The 5802-nt window shown below is 65.0% G+C and carries 4 protein-coding genes; all 4 read left to right on the forward strand.

All coding sequences use genetic code 11. From position 1 onward, the window contains the following. A partial coding sequence (locus tag H2040_RS14165) for an aminotransferase-like domain-containing protein (protein WP_287158241.1) occupies positions 1–1517 on the forward strand: 1517 nt, incomplete at its 5' end. A gap of 87 nt (positions 1518–1604) precedes the next feature. After that, positions 1605–2525 carry a carbon-nitrogen hydrolase family protein gene (locus tag H2040_RS14170; RefSeq protein ID WP_287158243.1) on the forward strand — a complete coding sequence of 307 codons (921 nt, stop codon included), beginning with the start codon at positions 1605–1607 and terminating at the stop codon, positions 2523–2525. Positions 2526–2541: 16 nt separating this feature from the next. Continuing rightward, positions 2542–4920: a TonB-dependent receptor gene (locus H2040_RS14175; protein ID WP_287158244.1), complete on the forward strand. Its 2379-nt coding sequence runs from the start codon at positions 2542–2544 to the stop codon at positions 4918–4920. 263 nt (positions 4921–5183) lie between these two features. Further along, a partial coding sequence (locus H2040_RS14180; RefSeq protein ID WP_287158245.1) for a tetratricopeptide repeat protein occupies positions 5184–5802 on the forward strand: 619 nt, incomplete at its 3' end.

Below are 5802 nucleotides of genomic sequence, written 5' to 3' on the forward strand. Positions count from 1 at the left end.
CGCTGGCGGCGCGGATGGGGGCGCGCATGCCTTCGGGACGCGCCTTCCGTTGCCCGCCCGACTGGCAGACCCGTCCCTACCCCTTCATCGAGGGGCGTTTCGACCGGTCGCTGTTACCGGTGGCGGAATGGCGGGAAGCCAGCCGTCTGGCGCTGGCCGTGCAGGAGGTCGAGCAGTGGTCGGTCGATTCCGGCGAGACCGACGACGAGATGCTGATCGAGGAGATCCGCACCAAGCTCCTGCCCCGCCGCGGCATTCAGGCGGGAAGAGATGAAATCCTGATCACCGTGGGCGAGCAGCAGGCGCTGCATCTGGCGGCGGAGCTATTCCTGCGGCGCGGCCTGACCGCGGCGATGGAGGAGCCGGGCCTGCCGGAAATCGCCGAGCTGTTCCAGCTGCGCGATGCGCGAGTGATGCGCCAGCCGGTCGATAATGGCGGCCTGGTCGTGGATGAACGCCTGGACGATTGCGATCTTGTGCATGTCACGCCGTCGCGCCAGCGGCCCACGGCCGTCACCATGCCGGTGGATCGCCGCCGCGCGCTTCTGGACCGGGCGCGCGAGAAGGATTTCATCATCATCGAGGATGATTTCGAGAACGAGGTGACGTTCCTGGGCAAGCCCGCGCCGGCGCTCCGCGCGATGGAGGGCGGTGAGCGGGTGGTCTATGTCGCCAGTCTTTCCAAGGTATTGGCGCCGGGCGTGCGGCTGGGCTTCATGACGGCCCCGCCGGAGGTCATCGCGGAGGCGCGCCGCCTGCGCGATCTGATGACGCGCCGTCCCCCGCCCAATAATCAGCGCGCCGCGGCGCATTTCCTGTCTCTGGGCCATTACGACGCCATGGTCATGCGGCTGGGGCGGGAGTTCGAGGCGCGTCTTCTGGCCCTGCGCGATGCGCTGAACCACTATTTGCCGCAATCGCTGGCGCACGCTTTGCCGCAATCGGTGGACATGGCCCCGGTGACCGGCGGCACGACGGTCTGGGTGCGCGGGCCGGAGGGGCTGAACGCCGAAACGCTGGCGCATGCGGCGGCGGCGCGCGGGGTGCTGATCGAACCGGCGAGCGATTATTATGCGGGCGGAAACGTGCCGCAGAATGTCTTTCGCATGGGGGTGACCAGCATCCCGGCGGAGCGTATCCGCAAGGGCGTTGCGCTGCTGGCCGAAACCATGAGGGAGCTGACGGGCGATCATGCTGAAATCGCCGGTCCCGAAACCCTTGAGGGCGAGTCGATCATCAAGGCGCTGGGCGGGGCGACGCTGCTCTACAAGACGGTTTATGGCGAGCCGTGCACGATCGAGCTGCATGAAGGCGGCGCGATGACCGGGCGCGCGGGCTATGCCAGCGAGGACCGGGATGAAGGCCGCTGGTGGGTCGAAAACGACCTATGGTTCCGCCAGTGGAAGCATTGGGCCTACGGGGAACCGGCGGGTTACCGCCTGCAGATCGAGGGCGAACGCCTGTTTTACCTCAATGAGGAAGGCCGGCGCGTCGACTCCGCCATTCTGGCGCCATAGATCGGGTCAATCTGGTCCTAAGGGTGTCCTCCGGCCCCTGTCATCATTCCTTTGCAACGGGAAAACAAGCCGCCGGGGAGGGCGCGCATGGCGCAATTCGCCATCGCAGGTCTGCAGCTCGATCTGCAGAAATCAGGCAATCTGGGCCTGATCGAGCGTGAGACGCGCGCGCTGGTAAAGCGTTTCGGCTGGATCCAGATGGTGGTGGCGCCGGAGCTGGCCGTGCATGGCCCGGATCCGAAGAATGCCGAGCCTGAAGGCGGTGAGACCGAGCAGCGCTTTCAGGCTCTGGCGCGCGAATGCGGCGTCTGGCTGATACCGGGGACCATGTTCCAGAAGCGCGGGGGCGAAGTCTTCAACGTGGCCCCGGTGATCAGCCCCGACGGCGAGATCGTCGCCCGCTACGCCAAGATGTTTCCATTCCTGCCCTATGAAGAGGGTGTCTCCGCCGGTTCCGAGTATGTGGTGTTCGACGTGCCGGGCGCGGGGCGGTTCGGCCTGTCGATCTGCTACGACATGTGGTTTCCCGAAACCACGCGCACGCTGGCGGCTATGGGCGCGCAGGCGATCATTCATCCCAGCCTGACCAATACGGTCGACCGGGAGGTTGAGCTTTCCATCGCGCGAACCAACGCGGCGATCACGCAGAGTTATTTCCTGGACATCAACACCGCCGGGGCGCTCGGCAATGGCCGGTCCGGCCTCTACGGGCCGGGCGGCGAAGTGATTTACCGGGCCGAAACAGGCCGGGACATTCTGGCCTTCGAGATCGACCTGGCGCAGGCGGACCATGTGCGCCGCCGCGGATGGCACGGCCTTGGCCAGATGATGAAGAGTTTCCGGGACAGCGAAGCGCCGTTCCCGGTCCACGCGGAAGGCCAGCGCATGACCGCCCCTCTGGCGGCGCTGGGACCGCTGGAAAAGCCCGAAAAGATTGCAAGCGAAGACACTTCGCAGGGGGAGCCGCGGCCGGCCGTGGCGTTTCGCAAAAGCGCCGGCGACAACTGAACGGGGAGACAAGGACATGATCAGACAAGCCCAGATCAAGCAGACAAGCGTGAAGTCGGCCCTTGTGGCGGCGCTTATGAGCGGCACCGCCCTTGGAACCGCCGGCGCGGCTTTCGCGCAGGAAGCCACGGCCGACGCGGCGTCCGATGAGATCGTCGTCACGGCGCAGCGCCGGGAACAGAGCATTCTGGATGTTCCCTATAATATCTCGGCGGTGTCGGGAGCGGAGATTGAAGCCTCGCAGACGCTGGATAATGCGGAGCTTCTGCGCTCCATCCCCGGCGTCAGCGTGGTGGATCGCGGCCAGCGGAATGCGGCGACGCTGAACGGCATCCGTATTCGCGGCCTCAACGTCGACAGCTCGGCGCTGGGCGATTACGCGGTGTCGGCGGTCTCCACCGTGTCGACCTATGTGAACGACACGCCGGTCTTTGCGAACTTCCTGCTGAAGGATCTCAGCCGGGTGGAAGTGCTGCGCGGCCCGCAGGGCACGCTCTATGGCTCCGGCTCGCTCGGCGGCACGGTGCGCTATCTGCTGAACGATCCCGATCCGTCGGAATTCAGCGGCAAGATCGGCGGGTCGGCCAGTCACGTGAACGGGTCGGACAGCGTCGGCTGGACCGGCGATCTCACCCTGAACGTGCCGGTGGCCGAGACGTTCGCCCTGCGCTTCAACCTGTCGCGCGCCGACTATCCGGGCATCACGGATTACGTGAATCTGTATGAGCTGGACGATAACGGCGTCCCGGTCGCGCCGGGCGGGGTTCTATCCGACGAGGCGTCCTACCGGGTCGAGGAAGACGCCGACACGGTGGATATCTGGTATGGCCGCATCGGCGCGCTTTATGAGCCGAACGACAAATTCCGCCTGAACTTCAACTATCTCTATCAGGAAGACGAAGTCGGCGGCCGCCGCCAGCAGACGCTGGGGTCGGACGGGTTCGGCAATCCCTATGACGAGTTCGAGAACGGCTCGATCCAGCTGGAGCCGTCGGAGCGCGAAGTGCATCTGGCGTCTCTCGAGGCGACGGTGGATCTCGGCTTCGCCACGCTGACTTCCTCCAGCTCTTACTACGACCATGAGGGAAGCAGCGTCAGCGAGAATACCGGCTTCTACGCGCAGGCCGGCTTCCTGGGCTTCTATTATTATTATCCGCGCCCGATGGCGTCGGCCGTGCGCGGTTACGCCGACGAGGCCTTCATTCAGGAAATCCGCCTGGTCTCCAATACGGACGGCCCGTTCGATTATGTCGTCGGCGCCTATTATCAGGACCAGGAACGGCAGGCGACGCAGGAAAGCTATCTGGTCGGCTTCAAACGCTGGTGGGACGCTTTCCTGCCCTCGGCGGCTTCGGCCGTCACGGGGGATCAGGATTTCAACTATGTGCGCGACGAGACGTTCGAGGACTTCGCCCTGTTCGGCGAGCTGACCTGGCACGCCACGGAGCGTCTGGCCCTGACCGGGGGCATTCGTTATTTCGACAACGAGTCGAATAATGACACGCTGATCGACCTGCCGCTTTACGCCGGGCTGTTCCAGCCGACGAACGCGACGTTCTCAAGCAATGAGAGCGACACGCTGTTCAAGTTCAACCTGGCCTATGATTTCGCGGACGACGATCTGTTCTACGCGACCTATTCGGAAGGTTACCGCCGCGGCGGCTCCAACGCCGTGCCGCTGAACGGCCCGTTTGCGGAGGACCCGCGCTGGCAGATTTACGGCTCGGACGGGGTGCAGAACTACGAAGCCGGGGTAAAGGGCACGTTCAATGGCGTGCGCTATGACGCGGCGGCGTTCTATATCGAATGGGACGACGCCCAGTTCAACACGGCGACACCCAACTGGGGCTTCTTTGCCGTGCAGAACGGCGCGCAGGCCGACATCAAGGGCCTGGAATTCCAGCTGAACGGCAATTTCACGGACGAGCTGGCCTATGCTTTTGGCTACGCCTATGTGGACGCGGCGCTGAACGAGGATCTGTTCTCGCCCATCGGCACGCCGATCGTGGACGATGGCTTCACGCTGCCGGGCGTGCCCGAGCACATGTTGAACTTCGCGCTGGATTACCAGCGCCCGCTGACCGCCGAATATGACTTCATCGGACGGGTCGACGGCTATTATCAGTCGGAAACCCAGAACGCGATCAGTTCCTCGCCGACCTTCGCCCAGGAACTGGACGGCTTCCAGATCTGGGACCTGACGGCGACGCTGGCGGCCGAGGAGTGGGACGTCTCCCTCTGGGTCAAGAACGTGTTTGACGAGAAGGGCGTCACCGGCGTCTTCACCGAAGCCTATATGGGCTCGCTTCCGGCCGCGGGGTATTTCGGAAATGGTTCGAAAGAGCTGATTTCCCTGCCGCGCACCGTGGGCGTATCGTTCAACTACAACTTCTGACCGGATTGCGAGGCCGCCGGGATAGAGTGGCGGCCTCGTTTCCTTTTATTTCGGCATCTGGAGGCGCTCCGCGTGCAGGCTCAGCTAAGGCAGGATAGCCCGCCGGCCGGCGCGCGCGTGCGCCGCATCGACGCCCTGCTGCGCGAGGGACGTTATGCCGAGGCCGATACGCTTTGCCGCGCCCTCACGGAAGACCAGCCCGACCTGCCTGAGGGGTGGATGCTGACCGCCCGGCTGCGCCAGAAACAGCGGATTTCCCCGCCATGTTGGACGCCGCGCGCAAGGCCGCCCGTCTCGACCCCGGCAAGACGCTGCCCCGTTTCATTCTGATCGAGGCGCTGTTTCACGCCGGCGAGGTGGCGGAAGCGCGAAAAGAACTGAGCGCGCTGGAGGATTCGGCGCGGGATGACCCGGCGCTATGGCTGCGGCTGGCCGCCATTCACGCCCATTGCGGCCAGCATGCGGACGCCGCCCGTTGCGCGGACAAGGGTCTGGAACTGAAGGGACAGGACGATGAAGCGGAGCAGGCGCTGGCGGCGTCCCTGATCGCGCTGGGCCGGTTCGAGGAGGCGGAGCAGCGGCTGGATGACGTTCTGGCGCGCAACCCGGCGGCGTTTGACGCCTGGTACAACCGGGCGACCATCCGGCGGCAGAGGAAGGATGATCTGGACAGCGGCGCGCTGGTCCGGGCGCTGGAGGCCAGCCGCGCGCGGCCGGGGGCGGAAACGCCTGTTCGATACGCGCTGGGCAAGTCGTTCGAGGATACCGGCGATTATGCGCGGGCGTTTGATCATTTCGCCAAAGGCGCGGCCGCGCGGCGGCGGCTGATGAGCTATCGCGTGGAAACCGACATCGCGGCGATGGACGAGATCGCCAGGATAT

This window comes from Euryhalocaulis sp., assembly GCF_013911995.1.
In the GTDB taxonomy this organism is placed as follows: domain Bacteria; phylum Pseudomonadota; class Alphaproteobacteria; order Caulobacterales; family Maricaulaceae; genus Euryhalocaulis; species Euryhalocaulis caribicus.